Source organism: Mycolicibacterium madagascariense, assembly GCF_010729665.1.
Lineage (GTDB): Bacteria > Actinomycetota > Actinomycetes > Mycobacteriales > Mycobacteriaceae > Mycobacterium > Mycobacterium madagascariense.
Window position 1 is genome coordinate 154,824 of record NZ_AP022610.1, and the last position, 19,334, is coordinate 174,157.

The following is a 19,334-nucleotide window of genomic DNA, read 5'->3' on the forward strand; positions in this document are numbered from 1 at the left end:
GCGTCTCACTCCTTGGGTCTGCTGACGACCACGGAAGCCGGCCGCAATTGATCGGCACCACGTCCGTAACCCGGCCGCCGCACCTCCACGACCGTCCCCGGCGCCTCGTCGGCGTGCGCGACGAGACCGACCACCTCGTGGCGCTGCGGGTCGAACGGCACCCCCGACTCCTCGTCGCGGGGATAGCCGAGCCGTTCGAGCACCTGCAGCCCCTCGTCCAGAATGCTGCGCACGCCCTCGACGATCGCGTCGGACCGGTCACCGGTGTGGGCGATCGCCCGTTCCAGATTGTCGACGACGGGTAGCCAGGCGGCGGCCACCCGCGAGCGCTCCGCCGCCCGCTCGCGTTCCAGTTCGCGGACGTAACGCTTGCGCAGGTTGTCCAGATCCGCGACCGCCCGTCGCCAACGGTCCTCGACCTTGGCGAGCTCGGCGTCCAGGTCTGGTTGTGCGGCAACGTCTTCGGACGGGCTCTGCCCGTCGCGGTCCTCGTCGGTCGTCGTGTGCTCCATCGGGCTGACCATGGCGGGTCAGCCCCGATCGAATTCGGCGTCGACCACGTCGTCGGCGCCGACGGAGGCACCGTGGCCGTTGCTCGACGTCGCCTGGTGCCCGTTGGTACCGCCGGCGGAAACGGGCTGCAGGCCGTAAAGTGCCTGCTGCAGTTCAGAAGTCAGCGATTGCAGCCGCTCCAGCGGTGTCTCGTCCCTGACCGCCTGCCGGGCGTCGGCGACCAGCATCTCGGCGCGGGCCCGGTCGTGCGGCGCCGCCGAGTCGCCCAACTCGGCCAGCCGACGCTCGACCTGATAGGCCGCCGAGTCCAGCGCATTGCGCGCGTCGACGTGCCTGCGCAGTTCCTCGTCCTCGCGGCGGTGGGCCTCGGCCTCGGCGAGCATCCGGTCGACCTCGTGCTGATCGAGGTTCGACTGTTCGCTGATGGTGATGCTCTGCTCGGCACCGGTGTCCTGGTCGCGGGCCGTGACGTGCAGGATGCCGTTGGCGTCCACGTCGAAGGTCACCTCGATCTGTGGCTCGCCGCGCGGGGCCGGACGGATGTTCTCCAGCTTGAACCTGCCGAGAACGCGGTTGTCCGCGGCCATTTCGCGTTCGCCCTGCAGGACGACGATGTCCACGGCCGGCTGATTGTCCGCCGCGGTGCTGAAGACCTCGCTGCGCCGGGCGGGGATGGTGGTGTTGCGCTCGAGGATCTTCGTCATCACGCCACCGGCGGTCTCGACGCCCAGCGAGAGCGGGGTGACGTCGAGCAGCAGCACGTCGGAGACCTCGCCCTTGAGCACGCCCGCCTGGATCGCCGCACCCATGGCGACCACCTCGTCGGGGTTGACCGTCATGTTCGGGTCCTTGCCGCCGGTGAGGCGACGGACGAGGTCCTGGACGGCGGGGATGCGAGTCGACCCGCCGACCAGGATGACCTCGTCGATGTCGTTCGCCGTCACCTTGGCGTCGCCCATCGCCTGCTTGACCGGAGCCATGCAGCGTTCGACCAGATCGTGTGTGAGCTCCTCGAACGTGGACCGGTTGACGGTCATCACGAGATGTTTGGGGCCGTTGGCGTCTGCGGTGACGAACGGCAGGTTGATCTGCGTCTGGGTCACCGAGGACAGTTCGACCTTCGCCTTCTCGGCGGCTTCGAACAACCGTTGCAGGGCTTGGGAATCCTTGCGGAGGTCGATGTGGTTCTCGCGCTGGAACTCCTCGGCGAGATGGTCCACCAGCCGGCGATCGAAGTCGTCACCGCCGAGGTGGGAATCACCTGCCGTGGCGCGCACCTCGACCACTCCGTCGCCGACGTCGAGCAGGCTGACGTCGAACGTGCCGCCGCCGAGGTCGAACACCAGCACGGTCTCGTGGCCCTTCTTGTCCAACCCGTAGGCCAGGGCGGCGGCCGTCGGCTCGTTGATGATGCGCAGCACGTCCAGTCCGGCGATGCGACCGGCATCCTTGGTGGCATTGCGCTGGGCGTCGTTGAAGTACGCCGGGACGGTGATCACCGCTTCCCTGACCCGCTCCCCGAGGAACTTGCTCGCGTCCTCGACGAGTTTGCGCAGCACCTGCGCGCTGATCTCCTCGGGTGAGTACTGCCTGCCGCGCACCTCGAACCGGGCGGCGCCACCGTCGCCCTCGACCACGTCGAAGCTGACGGCCTTGGCCTCCTCCGATATCTCGTCGAAGCGGCGACCGATGAAACGTTTCGCCGAATAGATGGTCCCCTTGGGGTTCATGATCGACTGCCGCCGGGCCAGTTGTCCGACGAGGCGTTCGCCGTTCTCGGTGAACGCGACCACCGACGGCGTGGTGCGCGCCCCCTCGGTGTTGGGGATCACCACCGGTTCCCCGCCCTGCCAGGCGGCGATCACCGAGTTGGTGGTGCCGAGGTCGATGCCTACCGCTGTTGCCATCGTCTAGTCCCTTTCATTGCCGGTGCCGGAGAGGAGCGCGCGTTGACCGCGCGGTAGCGCTTGGACGAGGAACCCGGCCGCGGCGCCCACGCAGGCACCCGCGGTCAGGCCGCAGGCGGCCAACACCATGGCCGAGGTCAACGGTTCGATCGTGTTGAAGAGCCCGAGGATCCACCCGATGAGCGCACCCATCAGGGCGCCCGAACAGCGCCAGGCGGCTCGGCGGTACCGCAGTTCATCGGGCCATGGCGTCGTTTCGCGGATTCGCATCACGGACATTCCTTCGCCTGGGTTTCGGAGAGTTCTCGTGCCCGAGGCACCCGCCACCACTGACTCGACGGTGCTGAGTCGCCGGGTGACCTCGGAATACCGAGTCTGACAATCAGATTCGACGAGCGCGTGCACCCAGCGGGACCGAAACGTCGATCCGGATTGGTCCTGCCAGCACCAGGCCTTCACACCCTGCGCGGGCGAAGCGACGTCAGCGGGTCAGCGCCGCGTCCACCTCGCGCGAGACCGCGTCCTCGATGCCTGCCGTCACCGCGCTGGGGTCCAGCGGCACCGGCGCCTCAGCGGTGACGCCGGCCAGGGCTGCGAGTGCCTCGGACGCCAGCGGGGTCCACTTCTCGATCCAGCCCGACAGCACCTCGGCGTTGGCGGCGTCGTCGGCGACGGCGTGCCGGATCAGCGCTGCGGTCCACTGACGGTGCCAGTGGGCGTCCTCGTCGAGCGAGAAGTGGATGCTGGCCAGGATCGGGTCGCCGTTCGCGGTGGCGAGCGTGCCTGCGACGTGCTGATTGACGAGGCGGTCGAGGCGGGGTTTGACGACCGCGTTCGTCACGATGAAGGACTCGCCCCAGTCGTAGGCGACGAGCGCGCGTTCGACGAGTTCGCGCAGCGGCTGGAACGCGGCGGCGTCCTCCCAGGCCGCCCGCTGTCGGGCCACGGCCTCGTCGCTCAGGGGTGCGGTCGCCAATTGCACTGTGCGATAGGCGATCCGCTGGATCCGACGCATCTCGTCACCCGTCTGGAACGCGGCGCAGCTGGTGATCCTGGAGGACGGCGCCAGCTGTGCGACGTAGGCGGCCAGCATCTGCAATCCATGCACCGGGAAGCGCAGGGGGGAATACCAGCGGTCGAGGAACGCCACCCACTCGTCGTCCAACCGGGCGTCGTAGCCCGTGTCGTCGACCTCGCGCAGCAGTCCGTCGATGACGTCTTCACGACCGTCCTGCAGCTGGGTGTACATCCGGTAGGTCGTGCTGCGCGGATCGGCGAAACCCTCCCAGTCGTGGGCCTGCAGGGCGGAACCCTCGCGGTAGCGGTGGTACCAATCGACGACCGGGTTGTTGGCCGGCAGTTCGAAGCGCCTGGGGTAGTTGTAGTGCAGGTCGGTGCTCGTCAGCTCGTACTCGGTGGGGATGCGCCGGCCCGTCTGCAGTCGCGTGTAGGTCTTGCGGGCCGGCGGCCGATCGGGTCGGGTCACGACGGCTCACCCGCGAGCCGCCAGACCGCGCCGTCCTCGGTCAGGTGCATGACACCGGTGAACGACGACATCACCACCTCCAACTCACCGGGAAATCGGACGGAGGACCCCGTCGTCGCCTCCAGCCCGGTCCGCGACAACCGGCAGACCCGTGGCGCCAGCACGCGGAGGTAGGCGCCCTCGTCGTGCACCACGACGCCGTCGTTCTCGTCGCGGATCGTCGAGACGACCGAGCGCGCGAACGGCGTCGTGTGCAGCACCGGTCCGACCCCGTCGGCACTGCTCATCCGAGCTGCCCCAGGTGCACCAGGATGCGTTCGCCGTCGACGCGTACCGAAAGACGGTGCAGCGCAGTACCTTCGGGGTTGACGCCACGTCCCGTTCGGGCGTCGAACACCCATTCGTGGGCCGGGCACGTGAGCAGGTTGTCCCGAAGTTCGCCTGGGGACAGGGGATTGGCCAGATGCGGGCACCGGTCCCGATACGCGTGCACCTCGCCGTCGACGTGGCACAGCACGACGTCGACGGCGCCCAGGCTCACTGCGCACATCTCGCCCTCCCAGACGTCGTCGAGCGTGCCCGCGTCCACCCAGTCCGTCACCGTGCCCTCACCCCCGCTCCACCGTGAAGACGTCCCCGTTGCCGAGTCCGGCCGCCGCGATCGTCGACTCGGGGTCGAGCGCAGCCCCCCTTTCGTCGCGCACGGTCAGCGGCCCGTTCCGCTCCGGCGCCCAGCCCCACGAGACCAGTTGCCTCGCCAACTGCGCCACCGTGCGTTCGTCGGGCGTCACCACGACCCTGGCCAGGAAGTCGTCACTGGCGTAACCGAACAGATAGATGCGCACGGCCGCGCTACACCGTCGGGATGGGATCGAGCCGCCACGGGTCGAGGCCGCGCCGCAGGTCCTTGCCGGTCTCGACGGGCGCCTCGAGGCCCATCCAGCCATGCAGGTCCACCAGTTTGCCCGGCGCGCTTCCGACGACGATGCGATCGACCACGCTCTGGTGGCCCGCGAACCGGGCGCTCTCCTGCTCGAAGATCCAGCGGCACGGCTGCGAGCAGAACAGGTAGTTCCTACCGTCGAACTCCAGGGTGCAGGCCGTGTTCCACCCCGGGCGGACGAACAGTGCGGGGAGCTGACAGAGGTTGCACAGCGCGGGCAGCCCGTAGGACAGCGTGTTGGCCTCCCCGCCGGCCGCCCAGTTGTCCTCGAGCCGGTCCCACAGCGGTCCGAAGGTCGCCTCCCACGTCGGGTACTTCGCGTTCAACCATTCGCGCTCGGCCCGGTCGGGCAGCGCGACGTCGAACCACAGCGTCGTGCGATAGGTGTACAACCCCAGCTGAAAGCTGTGATGCGCGTAGTCGAGTTCGTCGACGAAGAGGTCCCAGAACCACGGCTTCTCGAGATCGAACTCGGCGAGGTTCTTCATGAATTGCTCGGTCACCCACTCGTTCATGAACTCCTTGAACGACCGGGTCCGCGCGTGCAGCGGGGTGAGGTACTCCATGGCGGTGCCCGTCAACGCCAGGAACAGTCGCCAGCACCGCCACCACATCTTGTCGACGAGATACTGGGCCCGCTCCCGAGAACCGTTCTCCAACAACGTCCGCATGACCGGGAGACCGATCTGAGCGTGCCGGGCCTCGTCGGTCTGAATGCTCGCCAGCGTCTTCTCGAACAGATGATGGTGGGCGCGGTCCGCCATCGCGGCCATCGCCATGAACTGCAGATTGGTGAACCCGGTCTCGAAGACGAAGTTGAGCTGGATGGCGCTGTCGATGGCGTCGGCGGCGAGGAACATGTCGTCGAACAGGTGCCGGGCGGCGAGGACCACCCACTCGTCGGTGTGAAAGGCCTTGTGCGTCCAGTCGAAGTTGCCGTCGTAGGCGAGCATGTCGTGGCCGACGAGCAGCGGGATCTGGGTGTGCCGAATCTCGTCGAGCGCACCGAGGGTCGACATCATCCGCCAGGCGCTGTCACGGCCGAAGCGCGCCATCCGCAGCTCGGCGACCGCGCCGGCGTACTCGGCGAGCGCGACCGCACCGTTGTGGAACTTGACCAGCTGCACCCAACCGGGATCGAGATCGTCGAACAGGTGCGGTTTGTTCAACGCCGACCGCACGCCGAGCACGGCGGCGTCCTTCTCGCGCTGATTCGTGACGTACTCGCGATAGGTGGTGCGGTAGGCCTCGTTCCAGTCGGACCAGGCGTCGTGGGGCAGCCAGGGATGGCCGCTGAGCTCGACCGGAAACAGGTCCCGCTCGTCGACGTAGCGGGGCGTCCAGTCGACCTTGCGAGCTAGATCGAGCCAGTCGTCTCGTCGAAGTACCATTTCGCCGCCCCTTCGATCTCGTCGTCCCTCGTCTGCGAACCCGTCCGCTGCGCCCCGTACCCGAGTGCGTCGGGTGACGTGTAGTAGGGGTTTTCGACGAGCATCTCGCCGACCAGCATCCGGGGGTGCGTCTTGAGCAGGTCGACGATGATGCCGCTGCCGAAGCGGCTGATGTCGTACAGGCAGATGACGACCTGGGGGAACAGCGGGAGGAACCGGTTCATCTCGGACTCGAGCACCACGAGCTCTGCCGTGTCGGGCACCACCTCCCGGCGGGACCAGGTCTCGACCGCCCGGACGACGTCGAACCGACCGTCGTACATGACGTCGGCCATGGCGGCCTTCCACGAGCCGATCACCTCGTTGGCCGAGAAGCCGCCGGACCGCAGGTACATGTCGGGCGCGCAGATGACCTCGAGTTGCTTGGTGGCGATGCAGTTTCCGGCGTCGACGTGCGCATCCAGTGCCGCGACCACCTGGTGGGATTCGGCCCCGTCGACCACGCAGATGCACTTGTCGCCGGCCGCCAGACCGGCCCGAAGGAACGGAAGCATGATCTGATCGCGCTGGGCCTCGGTGGAGTAAAGGCCGCAAATGTGGTCGCCCAGCGTTGCTGCGATGCCGGTGACGCCCACGTCGAGGGCATCGGACACGGCATCACCTCGGTCATCTGAAGTCGTGTTGGGTCAAGATCATGCTATGCCATTCCGGGGGGCCAGGGAACTGTCACGGCGTGCTGAACTTCGCTGGACTGCGCACCCCACAGCCGTCGCCGCAGCGGTGCCGCAAGGGAATTCGCGCTGGCAAGGCTCGGTTTGGCACGGGAGGTCGAGTTCGACCCACGATTCTGTCCTGACGGGCCGAAGACGCCACGTTCAGCTCGTGACAGGTTGGCATCACGATCATCGGTTGTACTCGGGCTGGGGAGCGGATGTAATTGACTGTGGCGCGCGAGGTCCCCGGGTCGTTCTCCTTCGGCCAGTTTGCCATGCGCTCATCGGAGCAGGCTCGGACCCAGCTGTCGAACCTCTACGGCGTCCTCGTCCTCTCGGCGTTGATGTTCGACGGCCGCGATGCCGCGTCGATACTCGAGTTGGCGGCCAATGCCGTGTCCTCCCTCGGCGCGTTTCGCACCGACGCGACGTACCGCTTCGTCAACGGGGCCCTGGCGGACGGTCGCCAGCCCGACCGCAAGCTCGACGGCCGCGTGGACGCCCACGTGGCAGCGAATCCGGGTGCGGATCTGACGGTCGAGCTGGCCGACGGTCAGTCTCGATACGTGATCGCGCTGCAGGCGGTGGAGGGCACCAAGGGTGCGCTGGTGGTTCGGGCCGAGAGCGCGCCGACGCCCGAGGAACTCTTCCTGCTCAGGGCGCTGGCCCAACAGACGGCGGCCGCGATGACGAGTGCCGATCTCCTCGAGAAGGAGCGCGCGCTCATGGAGGATCGCCAGTGCGCCATAAAACGGTTGTCCGACACCGTTTCCGAGCTGAAGCGACAAGACCTGATCCACGCGACGCTGACGGCGGTGTCGGGCGCCGGCTCGGGTGTGCAGGGGATCGCCGACGCGCTGCGGGAGCTGACGTCACTGAACGTCGTCGTCGAGGACGTCTTCGGCAATCCGCGGGCGTGGTCGGGGGGAGCGGAGCCCGATGCGCACCGACCGATCGGAGGCGACAACCGCGAGGAGACGCTGCGGCGCACCGCCGCGCAGGGCACGCCACAGCGTGACGGCAACTGGATCTTCTGGCTCATTAGGCAGAAGGCGAACATCCTCGGCGTGGTGCGCGTCCACGATCCGAACAAGGTCGCCGACCGGCTGGACATCGTCGCGCTGGAGCATGCCGCGACCGTGTTGGCACTGGAGTTCGCCCACCATCGCGTGCTGGCCGAAACGGAGCTCCGGCTGCGCCGCGACCTCCTCGAAGATCTGTTGGCCGGCACCGACGACGAGAGCGCCTGCCTACGAGCCGAGGCCCTCGGACACAACCTGCGGGTACCCCACACCGTCACGGTCCTGCACTGGAAACCGGGGGTCGCCGGCGACGTGATCGCGACGGCGGCGCGCCGGTGGGCGGCCAACGCGAGGATGCACGCCCTCGCGGTGCGACGACCCGCCATGACCGTACTGCTGACCGACGGTGCGCCCGACCCGGGCTCGCTCTATCGCGCGGTGGCGGCCGAGGTCGCATCCGGCGAGGGATCGATCGGCGTCGGCTCGGTGGCCGCCACGGCCTCGGAGCTGCCGCGGTCATTCGCGGAAGCCCAACGGGCACTGCAGGTTCAGCGGGATTCGATGTCGCCCTACGGTGGGCGGCGCTTCGAGGACCTCGGCCTGTACCGCATCCTCGATCGCACCAGCGACCGGCCGGAGGTCCACGACTTCGTCATGGAATGGCTCGGTCCGCTGCTGACCTACGACCAGACCAAGAACGCCGATCTGGTCACCACCCTCACGCACTACCTGGATTGCGGCGGCAACTACGACGACGCGGCCCGGTCGCTCACCATCCACAGAAGCACCCTGCGCTACCGGCTCGGCCGGATCCGCGAGATCACCGGCCGCGATCTGCAGGACGTCGAGGACCGACTGAACCTGCATCTGGCGACCCGGATCGTCAGGACGACCGGGTTGCCGCCGGCACTGGATCAGAAGGGGCACGAGGAGCCCTAGCGCGGCGGGCGGGCCTTCCATGACCTGCAAGGCCCAACCCGCAGTGCGACATTCGGCCTGCGAGCACATTCTCCCGGGCATCGACGCAGTGCAAGCATGGTCCTCGCGGCATTGGTCGTGACGTTCCTGGACCGGAGGTGATACGTGACGCACCCGTCGGGCATCCCGGTGTTTCAGCGGCTCTTCCGCTCGGTCGCGAGCATCAAGATCGCCAAGAACGACATCCGCCGCTTTCGAGAGTTCGTCGACGAGGAGATCGATCGCATCGCCATCTCCGGACGCAACTCCGCCAGGTTCAACGGGCGGGACGTGATCGCCGTACAGGATCTACCGATCACGGCGGGAGTCCAGGAACGGATGCGTGAATTCGACGAACTCGAGGAGGCACCGGAGATCCGCGAGCTGCTGCGGCAGGTCGTGCGGCAACCGCCGGCCGACGTGACGTTCGACGACGAGACCGAGGAGCTGCTACCAGAGTTGTTCGGCGGGTTGAGCATTGCGCTCGCCAGGTCGTTCCGCGTGATCGACCCGACCATGACCACACCGTCGCCCGACCACTGGAACCGCGCGTTCACGCTCTTCCAACTGGTGTTCTGACGGCTTGGCGTCCAGAGCACCACCACGCTTCCCGACCCGAGGAGTCGAGACATCCATGCGAACTGCTCCTTACCCCGCGGTGCCCAGCGACCCGCTGGCACACGTCGGCCGTCACTTCACCAGCTTTCGCGACTACGTCGAAGCGCTCAGGGACATCGGCGAGATCCAGGAGATCGACCAACCCGTGGACTGGAACCTGGAGATGGGCGCCATCATTCGGCATTCCACCGAGACGAAGGCCGCTGCGCCGTTGTTCACCAACGTCATTGGCGCGGATCCGGGCTTGCGGGCGATGGGGGCGCCCGCCGCGACGAGCCGCCAGCCCGGGTGCTATCTGGCGCGCCTGGCCATGATGATGGGTCACGACCCACGGGCCACCGGTCTGGAACTCGTCGAAGCCTACGTCGCGGCGAAGTCGCGCCCCGTGCTGGAGCCGGTCCTGGTGTCCCGGGAGATGGCGCCGTGCAAGCAGAACGTCATGCTCGGCGACGACGTCGACCTCACCCGGTTTCCGGTGCCGTACATCCACGATGGCGACGGTGGTCGCTACATCCAGACGGCCGGCGTCAACATCGTGCACTCGCCGGACGGCAGCTGGACGAATTGGTCGGTGAACCGCTCCATGCTGGTGGATCGCAATCACCTCACCGGCCTCGTGATCCCCGAGCAGCACATCGGCATCGTGCACGACATGTGGAAGAAGGAAGGCAAGCCGACGCCGTGGGCCCTGGCCTTGGGTGCACCTCCGGCAGCGATGTTGGCTGCCGGCGCACCGATGCCCGCCTACGTCAACGAGTACGACTTCGTCAGCCAGCTGACCGGCGCGCCGGTCGAGCTCGTCGCGTGCGACACGGTCGACGTGAACGTGCCGGCCACGGCCGAGATCGTCCTGGAGGGCTTCATCTCCGACACGGAGACCGCGATGGAGGGCCCCCTCGGCGAATACGGCGGATACACGATGGGCGAGCCGGAGCCGTGGCCGCTGTTCACCGTGACCGCCGTGACCTACCGCAACAGGGCGATACTGCCGGTGATAGCGCCGGGGCGGCCGGTGGAGGACGTGCACACGATATGGGGTCTGGGCATCTCGGCCGAGACCCTGGATCTGTGTCGCAAGGCGCGGCTGCCCGTGACCGCCTGCTGGATCCCGCTGGACTCGGCGACCCACTGGATGGTGGTCACCGTCCCCGACAGCTGGCACGACGACACCGGCCTCTCCGTCGACGACTTCCTGCACCGCATCGGGCAGACGATCTTCGCGTCGCACACGGGGTGGCAGTTTCCCAAGATCCTGGTCATGGGTGACGACATCGACCCGACCGATCTGGCCCAGGTCGTCTGGGCGTATGCGACCCGCTGCCATCCCGGTTCCGGCGAAATCCTGTTCAGCAAGACCAAACTCGGCTTCTGGGTCGCCTACCTGGACTCGTCGGAGAAGTTCACCGGACGGGGCGGGCAGGCGCTGTACAACTGCCTCATGCACGCTCAGGCGATAGGTCGGCCCCTGCCCGAGGTCGCCTCGTTCACCACGGCCTACCCCAAGGCGTTGCAACAACGGGTCCTTTCGCACTGGCAGGACTACGGCTACCCGCCGGAGTGATCCGATCGTCACTGCCCGCGCCGACGAGGAGCCAAAGATGTTGGACCTGAACGATGCCACGGATCTCGACACGGACCGCAGCGCCCACCGCATCATCGTCGGGATATCGGGTGCCACCGGCATCGTCTACGGCGTCAGACTCCTCGACGAACTGCACGCCGTGGGCGTCGAGACCCACCTGGTGATCAGCCGAGCCGGAGAAATGACCAGATCGTACGAAACCTCGCACTCGGCGCGGGAATTGCGACGCAAGGCCGACGTGAGCTACCCGCCCGCCGACGTGGGTGCGGCGATCGCCAGCGGGTCGTTTCGGACGCGGGGCATGATCATCGCACCCTGCTCGATGCGCACGCTGGCCGAGATCGCGACCGGTGTGACGACCAGCCTGCTCACCCGAGCCGCCGACGTCTGTCTCAAGGAACGCCGTCGCGTCGTGCTGCTCGTCCGCGAAACTCCGCTCACCACAGTGCATCTGAGGAACATGCTCGCGGTCACCGAGGCGGGTGCCATCGTCTTTCCGCCGGTGCCGGCCTTCTACGATCGACCCGAGACCATCGACGACATCGTCGACCACACCGTCGGACGGGTACTGGACCTGTTCGACCTGGATTCCGGCCGCGTCGCTCGCTGGGGTGAGCCGGTGCGGCGCGACCTGGCGCCGCGCAACGGCAGAAGCGTCTAGGCCGCTGAGGGACGCCCAGCGTCAGCGGCGTTCTCGGGCGGGAGTGAGGATGCCGGGGATGACGAAGTCGCGCAACAGCGCGCGGCGTTGGGGCCTGGTCTCGTCGGGCCGGGTGGTGAGGTGGTCCATCAGCAGCATCTGGGCCACCCGCACCAGCCAGTCGGCGACGGCGTCGGGGTCCAGTTGCTCGCGCACGTCGCCGCTGGCCTTGCCCGCTTCGACGTGGGGCCGCAACACGTCGCGAATGCGGTCGCGGAACGCACCCGACGCCGCGGCGGACACCGTCATCGTCAGGCTGTCGGGGGAGAACAGCACGCTGAGCCAACGGGATTGTTCGACGGCACCGATGGCACCGTCGAGCGCATCGAGCAGCCGATCGCCAAAGGCCCCGTCCGCCAACATCGCCCGTTCGGCGCTGTCGATGACGTCGGCCGTCTCCCGCAGGAGCACGAAGGCCAGGACGTCGTCGCGCGTGCCGAAGTACCGGTACACCGTGGTGCGGTGCACCGAGGCTTCCTTGGCGATGTCGTCGACCGTGGTGCGACTGACACCGCGCCGCTCGTAGCAGGCCTCGGCTGCGTCCAGCAGCCGCCGGCGCGCCTCGTCGTCGTCGACCGGCGGCTGATCACCCCAGGAGGCAGGACGAACGACCTGCTCGCTGACGCGAAGTCGACGCGGTGTCACGATGTTCTCCATCCGGTGGGGGCATCCCGTTGACAACCTAGCGAACGTCGACTGAAGACCGTCGCCGTTCGGGTCAGCGGCCCCCGGCGGGCGTGAACGTCACGTGCAACGCGTTGGGTCCGCGCAGCGTGGTGCCGACCTGGCTGGTGACGGCGGACGTCTCGGCCTGTCGGGGATCGAGTGCGAGGTCGGGCAACCGCTCGACCAGGGCCCCCAGCGCCGTGACGAGTTCGGCGTTGGCCAACCAGTTGCCGATGCAGCTGTGGTGGCCCTGACCGAAGGAGACGGTCGGCATCGCGTTGCGGGTGATGTCGACGTCGTGGGGGCGCGGGTATACCGCCGGGTCACGGTTGGCGGCGTTGATGGCGAAGATCATCGGGGTCAGAGCGGGGATGTCGATCCCATGCCAGGTCGCGGCCTCCGGGCACGCACGCGGCAGCATCCCGACCGCCGGCTCCCACCGCAGGCCCTCCCACACCGCGGACTGCAGGTGGCGCTGCGGGTCGGACCGCAGCAGGTCCCATTGCTCGGGATGATTGAGCAGGGCCGACAGGATGTTGCCCAGCGCCAGCGTGGTGGTGTCCGCGCCGAGCGGGAACAGCATCCGCAGAAACGTCGATACGTCTGCGTCCGAAAAGCTTTCGCCGTCCTCCGTGGTTTCGGTGACCAGCAGGGAGATCATGTCGTCGCCAGGCTCCCGGCGGCGCGCGGCCACCAGCGGCGCGACGTAGGCCGTGAATTCGGCGGCGGACGTGATTGCCGCCTGCGGGTCGAAGGGGTACCGGATCATGGCCTGCGCCCAGCGATGGATCCTGGCCTCGTCGTCGACGGGCAGACCCAGCAGGCGGCTGATGATCAGCAGCGAGTAGCGGTGCGTGAATTCGGCCACCAGATCCGCCGAGCCGCGGGCGGCGAACCGATCGATCAGCTGGTGGACGACCGGTTCGATCACCGGCTGGAGATGATCTCGAATCCTGGTGCGCCGCAACGGTGCCGACACGATACTGCGGCTGGCGCGGTGTTCGGCGCCCGACATGCTGAGCACGGTCCTGCCGAACACCGGCTCGGTGGTCATCGCATACGTCGGCGCGGCGGGGAAGGTCGTCTCGTCGCGGAAGGCCGCGCGGACCAGCTCGTCGGTCAGGAGCAGCACACCCCTGACCCCCGCGAACGGAACGATCGCGTACGGCCGGCGCTCGCGCAGGCGTGCGAGTACGGCGTGGAGGTCGGGTTGATCGTCGAAGGCGAAGTCGATTCCCTCGACGTCGAGGGGCCCCAGGGTCTGCATACGACCTCACGCTAGCCACTGTGCAACACTCGACGCAATATGTCGCACGTTGCATTGGTGGCTCAGGAGGCGGGATGGCGGACAGCGGATCCGACCGGACGATGACGGCACGGCCATGGTGAGGCGCCCGCATCGCGAGGAGGCCCACAGCCGCCGCCTGGCCGCGGTCGCGAGGTACGCCGTCACGCACAGGGGCATCGTCATCGGTGGCTGGCTCGGAGTGGCCGTGGTGCTCGCGCTGCTGTTCCCGCAGTTGGAGACCGTGGTTCAGCAGCAGTCGTTGGACCCCATTCCGCGCGACGTGGCGTCGTTTCAGACGCTCGACCGAATGGGCCGGGCATTCGGCGAGGAGGGGTCGACGACGACGGTGGTCGTCGCGATGGAGGACCCCGCAGGCCTTGGCCCGCAGGCTCGAAGCCGTTACGCCGCAATGGTTTCCGCGTTGCGTGCCGACTCGCAGAACGTGGAGATGGTGCAGGATCTCCTCGCCGATCCGGTGACCGCGGGCGAGGCGGTGAGCGCGGACGGCAAGGCCTGGTACGTGCCGGTCGGCATCCACGGGACGCTGGGGGGACCGCGGGCCGCCGAGTCCGTCGCATCGGTCCGACGCATCGCGGCGCGCGCGTTCGACGGCACGTCGACGGTCACCCGCGTCACCGGTCCGGCCGCCACGATGAGCGACCAGATCGTCGCGGCGGAGCGTGATTTGCTGTACATCTCGCTGGCCACCGCCGGTCTGATCGCGGCCATCCTGCTGCTGGTCTATCGGTCGGTGTTCACCGCAATGCTGCCGTTGCTCGTGATCGGCACGAGCCTCGGGGTCGGCCGTGGGGTCCTGTCGGCGTTGGGCGAACTGGGCATGCCGGTCTCCCAGTTCACCATCGCGTTCATGACCGTCATCCTGCTGGGCGCGGGCACCGACTACTCGGTGTTCCTGATCAGCCGGTACCACGAGCAGCGACGGCGGGGTGTCGCCGTCGACGAGGCGGTGATCAACGCGACGGCGACCATCGGGCGGGTCGTCCTGGCGTCGGCCGCGACCGTCGCCCTGGCCTTCGTGGCGATGGCGTTCGCGAAACTGACGATCTTCGCCACCTCGGGCCCCGCCTGCGCGGTGGCGGTGGTGGTCGGGTGCCTGGCGACGGTGACGCTGCTGCCGCCGGTGCTGGTGCTGGCGGCCAAGCGCGGCATCGGCGAACCACGCCAGGACAGGACGCGCGCCTACTGGAACCGGATCGCGGTGACGGTCGTCCGCAAGCCCGTGCCGCTGCTGGTCATCAGTCTGGTGCTGCTGCTGGCCTTCGGCGGGGTGGCGCTCACCCTGCGCATGACGTACGACGACCGCAAGGGCCAGCCGGCCACCACCGCGAGCAACGAGGGATATCGCCTGTTGGACAGGCACTTTCCCAAGGACGTCATCATCTCGGAGTTCCTCCTCGTCGAGTCGCCGACGGATCTGCGCACCGGCAGGGGGCTCGCCGATCTCGAGGAGATGGCCTCGCGGGTCGCCCAAATACCCGGGGTCGATCGCGTCGTGGGCGTCACCCGCCCGACGGGGCAGCGGTTGGATCAGGCTCAGCTGTCGTGGCAGAACGGACGGATCGGCGACAAGCTCGCCGACGCAGTCGCCGGCGGCGATGCCCGCAAGGGCGATCTGTCGAAGCTGGCGGCCGGTGCCGACCGGTTGGCCGACGGTCTCACCCAACTCGACGGCAGCGTGCGATCCGCGCTGACGCCGCTGACCGGTTTGCTCGACGAGGCGGGACACGCCGGCCAGACGATTCAACGCTTCCAACCGGCGCTGCGTCAGCTGAACGCCATGGGGCCCAACGTCGATCGCCTCGTCGAGGGCGGCACGCAGATCCGCCCACTCGCCGAGCGGGCGGCGAGCGCGATCGCCGTCATCGATCCCCTGGCGGCGGCGCTGGGTGGCTCACCGCTCTGTGCGGCGACGCCAGAGTGCGGGTCGTTGCGCGACCACGTGCAGACGCTCATCGACCTGCGCGACGCGGGGTTCTTCGATCAGGTCGCCAATCTGGGTGACGAGGTGACCGCTCAGACGGCGGGTGCGCCGGCGTCCGCCATGATTGCTCAGTTGCAAAGTGCTGCAACCACTCTTGAACGAAGCATGACCGTGCTCGGCGGACCGGGGGCGGATCTGCCCGCGCAGATGGCCCGCCTGCAGGGCGGCATCGGGCAGCTCGCCTCCGGTGCGCGGGCCCTCGCCGTCGGCGTCCACACCCTGGTCGACAGCAACCTCGAGATGCTGGGTGGGATGAGCCGGGTCGCGGCCCAACTGCAGGATTCGGCGCGGGCCACGTCGGGATCGGACGCGGCGACGGGCTTCTATCTGCCGCCGACTGCACTGCGGGATCAACGGTTCGCGGAGGTGGCCAGGCACTTCATCTCCTCCGACGGAAAGACGGCGCGGTTCGCGATCGAGTCCGGTTTCGACCCCTACTCCGCCGAGGCGATGAGACTGGACCAGCGCATCACCGGCGTCGCCAGGGCCGCGACGCCCAACACGTCGCTGGCCGACGCCACGGTATCGATGGCGGGATTCCCGGCCATCAACTTCGACGTTCAGCGACTGATGGTGCGGGACTTCCTCCTGCTGGCCATTGCGACCCTCGCCATCGTGGCGCTGATCCTGGGCGTGCTGCTGCAAGCGGTGCTGGCGCCGATCTATCTGTTGGCCACCGTCGTGCTCAACTATGCCGCCGCTCTGGGCATGGGCGTGCTGGTCTTTCAGTACGGTCTGGGTCACGACATCTCCTGGCCCGTCCCGCTGCTGTCGTTCATCATCCTGGTGGCCGTGGGTGCCGACTACAACATGCTGCTCATCTCCCGACTGCGCGAGGAGTCGGCCAACAACATCCGCGTCGGAGTGATGCGCACGGTCGCCAGCACCGGCTCGGTCATCACGTCGGCCGGATTGATCTTCGCCGCAAGCATGTTCGGCCTGATGGTGGGCAGCATCGAGATCATGGTCCAGATGGGCTTCGTCATCGGCTGCGGTCTGTTACTCGACACGTTCGTCGTGCGGACGGTGACCGTGCCCGCCATCGCGACGCTGCTGGGGGAGGCGAGCTGGTGGCCGAAACACCGGTCCTGACGGCCGGATAACGCCGGCCGCGCGGGCCGCGTCAGCCCGCGGTGGCCGAGAAGAGCGCCACGATGCCGTCGAGGTCGTCGACGAGATGGTCATACCCCGCCTCGGCCGGGACGCCGGGTCGAAGGACCAGGGCCGTCCGGTAGCAGTGCTGGGCGGCCGTGTCGAGATCCCACGGGTGCGCCGCGACGAACAGCGTGGTGCGGGGTTCTGCGATGCCGCGGGATGTCAGCCGTTCGTACATGCGCGGGTTCGGCTTGAAGGTCTCGACGTCGTCGGCACTGATCAATTCGGTCCACCGCAGACCGGTCCGGCGCGACATCTCCGCCATGGTGGGAGCGGACCCATTGGTCAGGGCGATCACCGGGCGCTCGGCGCGCAGGGCGTCGATCGCCCGAACCGACTCGGGCCACGGTTCGATGTCGCGGCCGAACAGCGCCGCCGTCGACATCGCCTCGGCCGAGAACGACGCGCCCGCTTCGTCCCGACGAACGATGTCGCGCAACGCCTTCAGGCAGATCGCATCATGCGTCTCCCACCCGGCGCGAGCACCGGCCACCGCACCGATCAGTTCGCTCTCCGCCTCGTCCCACGCCAGGGCGAAGGCGTCGACGGCATCGGCGCTGCGGCCGGCCGACGCGAATAGCGTTGCCGTCGCGCGCTTCCGCGCCTCGTCCTCGTCCACGACCGTGCCGAGCACGTCGAATACGACGACGTCATACGTCATGCCCCAGATTCTAGGCAGGCTCGTGTCCCGACGCCCGGCGGTCCGTCCTCGACGTCGTCGTGGCGCGCGGTGCCCCAGAAGGGACCGGTGAGTCCGACGGAGTCGAAGTAGGCTGCGGCAGAGGCGGGTTCGCGGCGTCGATATCCGCGGTCGAGTCGACCGTCGTACCAGTGTGCCGCAAGGTTCCACAGGGTGCGGACGTCGAAGCGGAACCCGCGATCGGTGGGGGAGTGTGCGTCGAGGTGGCGGTCCAGGCAGGCGTCGTCGCAGAAGATGCGTTGGTGCCGGCAGGCGTGGACGACGTCGTCCCAGACGCGGGCCATCGGGGTGGCGAAGTGCACGATTTGCTCCCCGGCGGGCGCGGCCGCGCGAGTGACGTTCCAGGCGTGCGGGGTTCGGCATTCGGGACACCGGGTGGCGACGAGGGTGTCGGGTTCGGCGTCGACGAGGTGGGGGATCGCGAACGCGTCCCAGGCGCAGCCGCCCCACCACATGGTCGCCTCGCCCATGACCGAGAACCCGACGTTGATGGTGGCGAACGGATGCGCCAGCACGACCTGACCGACCTCGTCGAGGACCAGATCGCGGCTCGCGTGCAGGGCATCCAGTCCCGCAACGACGTCGGCGGTGCTCAGCTGCAACGAGGCGGCGAGGTGTTCGACGGTCTCGATGCGCCCCGTGGTGGCCAGCTGGGTGTAGACGAGCAGCCGCAGGTCTTCGACCATCGCGGCCGCAGGTCCGTCGTGTGTCATCGATGCGACCTCGCACGTATTGCGGACGCAACGGCCGCTTCGACGGTGGTCCTCAGCGGTGTGGTGGGTCGACCAAGGAGGCGGCTGAGCGTGTGGTCGATCAATTCCAGTGCGCCAGCGGCGATGTCACGGTCGATGTCGGCGGCGGCCGTGATCTCGGCGGCGGTGTGGCCGGCGGCGGCGAGTTCGGCCCGCCGAGCCGCGGTGCTGACGTCACGGTAGCCGACAGGTGAGCCGAGGACGTCCGCGATCAGCTCGGCGAGGTCGGCGTAGGTCCACGCGGTATCGCCGGCGAGTTCGTAGGTCCGGTCGTGGTGGGCCCGAGGGTCGATCAGGATGCGTGCGGTGGCTTCCGCATAGTCCTCGCGGGCGGCGCTGGCGATGCGACCGTTGGCGGCGTTGCCGGTGAAGGCTCCGGTGGCCGCGGCCTCGATGATCGTGGGGACGTAGTTCTCGTGGTACCAGTTGTTGCGTAGCAGCGTGTAGCTCAGCCCGGAGGTACGGATGAGTTGCTCGGTCGCCAAATGCTCTGGGCCGAAGGCGAGTTGGGCGCTATCGACGCGCGGTGCGCTGGTATAGGCCAGGAAGCTCGCGCCACCCTCGCGGGCGGCGGCCACGACTGCGCCGTGTTGCGCCACGCGACGGCCGAATTCGGTGCCGGACACCAGGAGAACGGCGTGGGCGCCGCCGAGGGCCGAGACCACCGAGTCGGGGCGATCGTAGTCGGCGTAGCGCACGTCGTCGAAGACGTCTGATGGAACGGCACTGGGTCGTCGGGCGGCGCCGACGACGTGCTGGTTTGGGTCGAGGCGCTGGATGTGGCGTGCGACAGCGGTGGCCAACTGGCCGTTGGCACCGGTGATGACGATCATGGCATTCCCCTCTTCCAGATGTTGTCGGGTAGTTCGACTATGGCACTCGACGTGACATAGGTCAACAAACATCGAATATGTCCGTATTGGACTGTTCAAACACTTG

At 68.1% G+C, this 19,334-nt stretch carries 19 protein-coding genes; 5 read left to right on the top strand and 14 right to left on the bottom strand.

Annotated elements, in window-relative coordinates; genetic code table 11:
- Positions 1-5: 5 nt before the first annotated feature.
- The 9 genes from G6N60_RS00765 to G6N60_RS00805 all read right to left on the bottom strand — a co-directional run bounded on the left by G6N60_RS00765 (position 6) and on the right by G6N60_RS00805 (position 6,893).
- A complete protein-coding gene (locus tag G6N60_RS00765) occupies positions 6-512 on the bottom strand; it encodes a nucleotide exchange factor GrpE (protein ID WP_246240147.1) in 507 nt (168 codons plus the stop codon).
- Between the two features lie 18 nt (positions 513-530).
- Positions 531-2,420 (bottom strand): molecular chaperone DnaK, encoded by a 1,890-nt coding sequence (gene dnaK / locus G6N60_RS00770; protein WP_163731112.1) that lies wholly within the window; start codon positions 2,418-2,420, stop codon positions 531-533.
- 3 nt (positions 2,421-2,423) lie between these two features.
- Positions 2,424-2,690 (bottom strand): hypothetical protein, encoded by a 267-nt coding sequence (locus G6N60_RS00775; RefSeq protein ID WP_163731115.1) that lies wholly within the window; start codon positions 2,688-2,690, stop codon positions 2,424-2,426.
- 211 nt (positions 2,691-2,901) lie between these two features.
- Entirely contained in the window at positions 2,902-3,906 is a 1,005-nt protein-coding gene (locus G6N60_RS00780; protein WP_163731118.1) for a ferritin family protein, read from the bottom strand.
- Positions 3,903-4,193: an MmoB/DmpM family protein gene (locus G6N60_RS00785; RefSeq protein WP_163731121.1), complete on the bottom strand. Its 291-nt coding sequence runs from the start codon at positions 4,191-4,193 to the stop codon at positions 3,903-3,905. Before G6N60_RS00785 ends, G6N60_RS00780 begins: the two co-directional genes overlap by 4 nt.
- Positions 4,190-4,507, bottom strand: a complete 318-nt coding sequence (locus G6N60_RS00790; RefSeq protein ID WP_163731124.1) for a Rieske (2Fe-2S) protein — start codon at positions 4,505-4,507, stop codon at positions 4,190-4,192. Before G6N60_RS00790 ends, G6N60_RS00785 begins: the two co-directional genes overlap by 4 nt.
- A 7-nt stretch (positions 4,508-4,514) precedes the next feature.
- Positions 4,515-4,751 (bottom strand): hypothetical protein, encoded by a 237-nt coding sequence (locus G6N60_RS00795; protein ID WP_163731128.1) that lies wholly within the window; start codon positions 4,749-4,751, stop codon positions 4,515-4,517.
- A gap of 7 nt (positions 4,752-4,758) precedes the next feature.
- On the bottom strand, positions 4,759-6,240 hold the full coding sequence (locus G6N60_RS00800) for a ferritin family protein (protein ID WP_163731131.1): 1,482 nt from the start codon (positions 6,238-6,240) through the stop codon (positions 4,759-4,761).
- On the bottom strand, positions 6,207-6,893 hold the full coding sequence (locus G6N60_RS00805; protein WP_163731134.1) for an MEDS domain-containing protein: 687 nt from the start codon (positions 6,891-6,893) through the stop codon (positions 6,207-6,209). The genes G6N60_RS00800 and G6N60_RS00805 overlap by 34 nt, the downstream gene beginning before the upstream one ends.
- 290 nt (positions 6,894-7,183) lie before the next feature.
- Here G6N60_RS00805 and G6N60_RS00810 point away from each other — a divergent pair, with 290 nt between their 5' ends.
- The 4 genes from G6N60_RS00810 (at position 7,184) to G6N60_RS00825 (ending at position 11,793) form a co-directional block, all read left to right on the top strand.
- Complete coding sequence (locus G6N60_RS00810) at positions 7,184-8,914, top strand: PucR family transcriptional regulator (RefSeq protein WP_163731137.1); 1,731 nt, start codon at positions 7,184-7,186, stop codon at positions 8,912-8,914.
- A gap of 144 nt (positions 8,915-9,058) precedes the next feature.
- On the top strand, positions 9,059-9,511 hold the full coding sequence (locus G6N60_RS00815) for a DUF1931 family protein (RefSeq protein ID WP_163731140.1): 453 nt from the start codon (positions 9,059-9,061) through the stop codon (positions 9,509-9,511).
- Between the two features lie 55 nt (positions 9,512-9,566).
- Positions 9,567-11,111 (top strand): UbiD family decarboxylase, encoded by a 1,545-nt coding sequence (locus G6N60_RS00820; protein WP_163731143.1) that lies wholly within the window; start codon positions 9,567-9,569, stop codon positions 11,109-11,111.
- A gap of 37 nt (positions 11,112-11,148) precedes the next feature.
- On the top strand, positions 11,149-11,793 hold the full coding sequence (locus G6N60_RS00825; protein WP_163731146.1) for a UbiX family flavin prenyltransferase: 645 nt from the start codon (positions 11,149-11,151) through the stop codon (positions 11,791-11,793).
- Between the two features lie 21 nt (positions 11,794-11,814).
- Here the strand turns inward: G6N60_RS00825 and G6N60_RS00830 are convergent, their stop codons facing one another.
- Positions 11,815-12,477, bottom strand: a complete 663-nt coding sequence (locus tag G6N60_RS00830) for a TetR/AcrR family transcriptional regulator (protein ID WP_163731149.1) — start codon at positions 12,475-12,477, stop codon at positions 11,815-11,817.
- Between the two features lie 73 nt (positions 12,478-12,550).
- Positions 12,551-13,765, bottom strand: coding sequence for a cytochrome P450 (locus tag G6N60_RS00835; protein ID WP_163731152.1), 1,215 nt, complete (start codon positions 13,763-13,765; stop codon positions 12,551-12,553).
- Positions 13,766-13,880: 115 nt separating this feature from the next.
- Here G6N60_RS00835 and G6N60_RS00840 point away from each other — a divergent pair, with 115 nt between their 5' ends.
- Positions 13,881-16,880, top strand: a complete 3,000-nt coding sequence (locus G6N60_RS00840; RefSeq protein WP_163731156.1) for an MMPL/RND family transporter — start codon at positions 13,881-13,883, stop codon at positions 16,878-16,880.
- 31 nt (positions 16,881-16,911) lie between these two features.
- On the opposite strand, the gene G6N60_RS00845 is transcribed toward G6N60_RS00840, so the two are convergent.
- From G6N60_RS00845 to G6N60_RS00855, 3 genes are read right to left on the bottom strand one after another with little or no spacing between them, the layout of a single operon-like run.
- Complete coding sequence (locus G6N60_RS00845; protein ID WP_163731159.1) at positions 16,912-17,604, bottom strand: HAD-IA family hydrolase; 693 nt, start codon at positions 17,602-17,604, stop codon at positions 16,912-16,914.
- Positions 17,601-18,356, bottom strand: coding sequence for an organomercurial lyase (gene merB / locus G6N60_RS00850; RefSeq protein ID WP_197746906.1), 756 nt, complete (start codon positions 18,354-18,356; stop codon positions 17,601-17,603). The genes G6N60_RS00845 and merB overlap by 4 nt, the downstream gene beginning before the upstream one ends.
- A complete protein-coding gene (locus G6N60_RS00855) occupies positions 18,353-19,228 on the bottom strand; it encodes an NAD(P)H-binding protein (protein ID WP_163731162.1) in 876 nt (291 codons plus the stop codon). Before G6N60_RS00855 ends, merB begins: the two co-directional genes overlap by 4 nt.
- Positions 19,229-19,334: the final 106 nt, after the last annotated feature.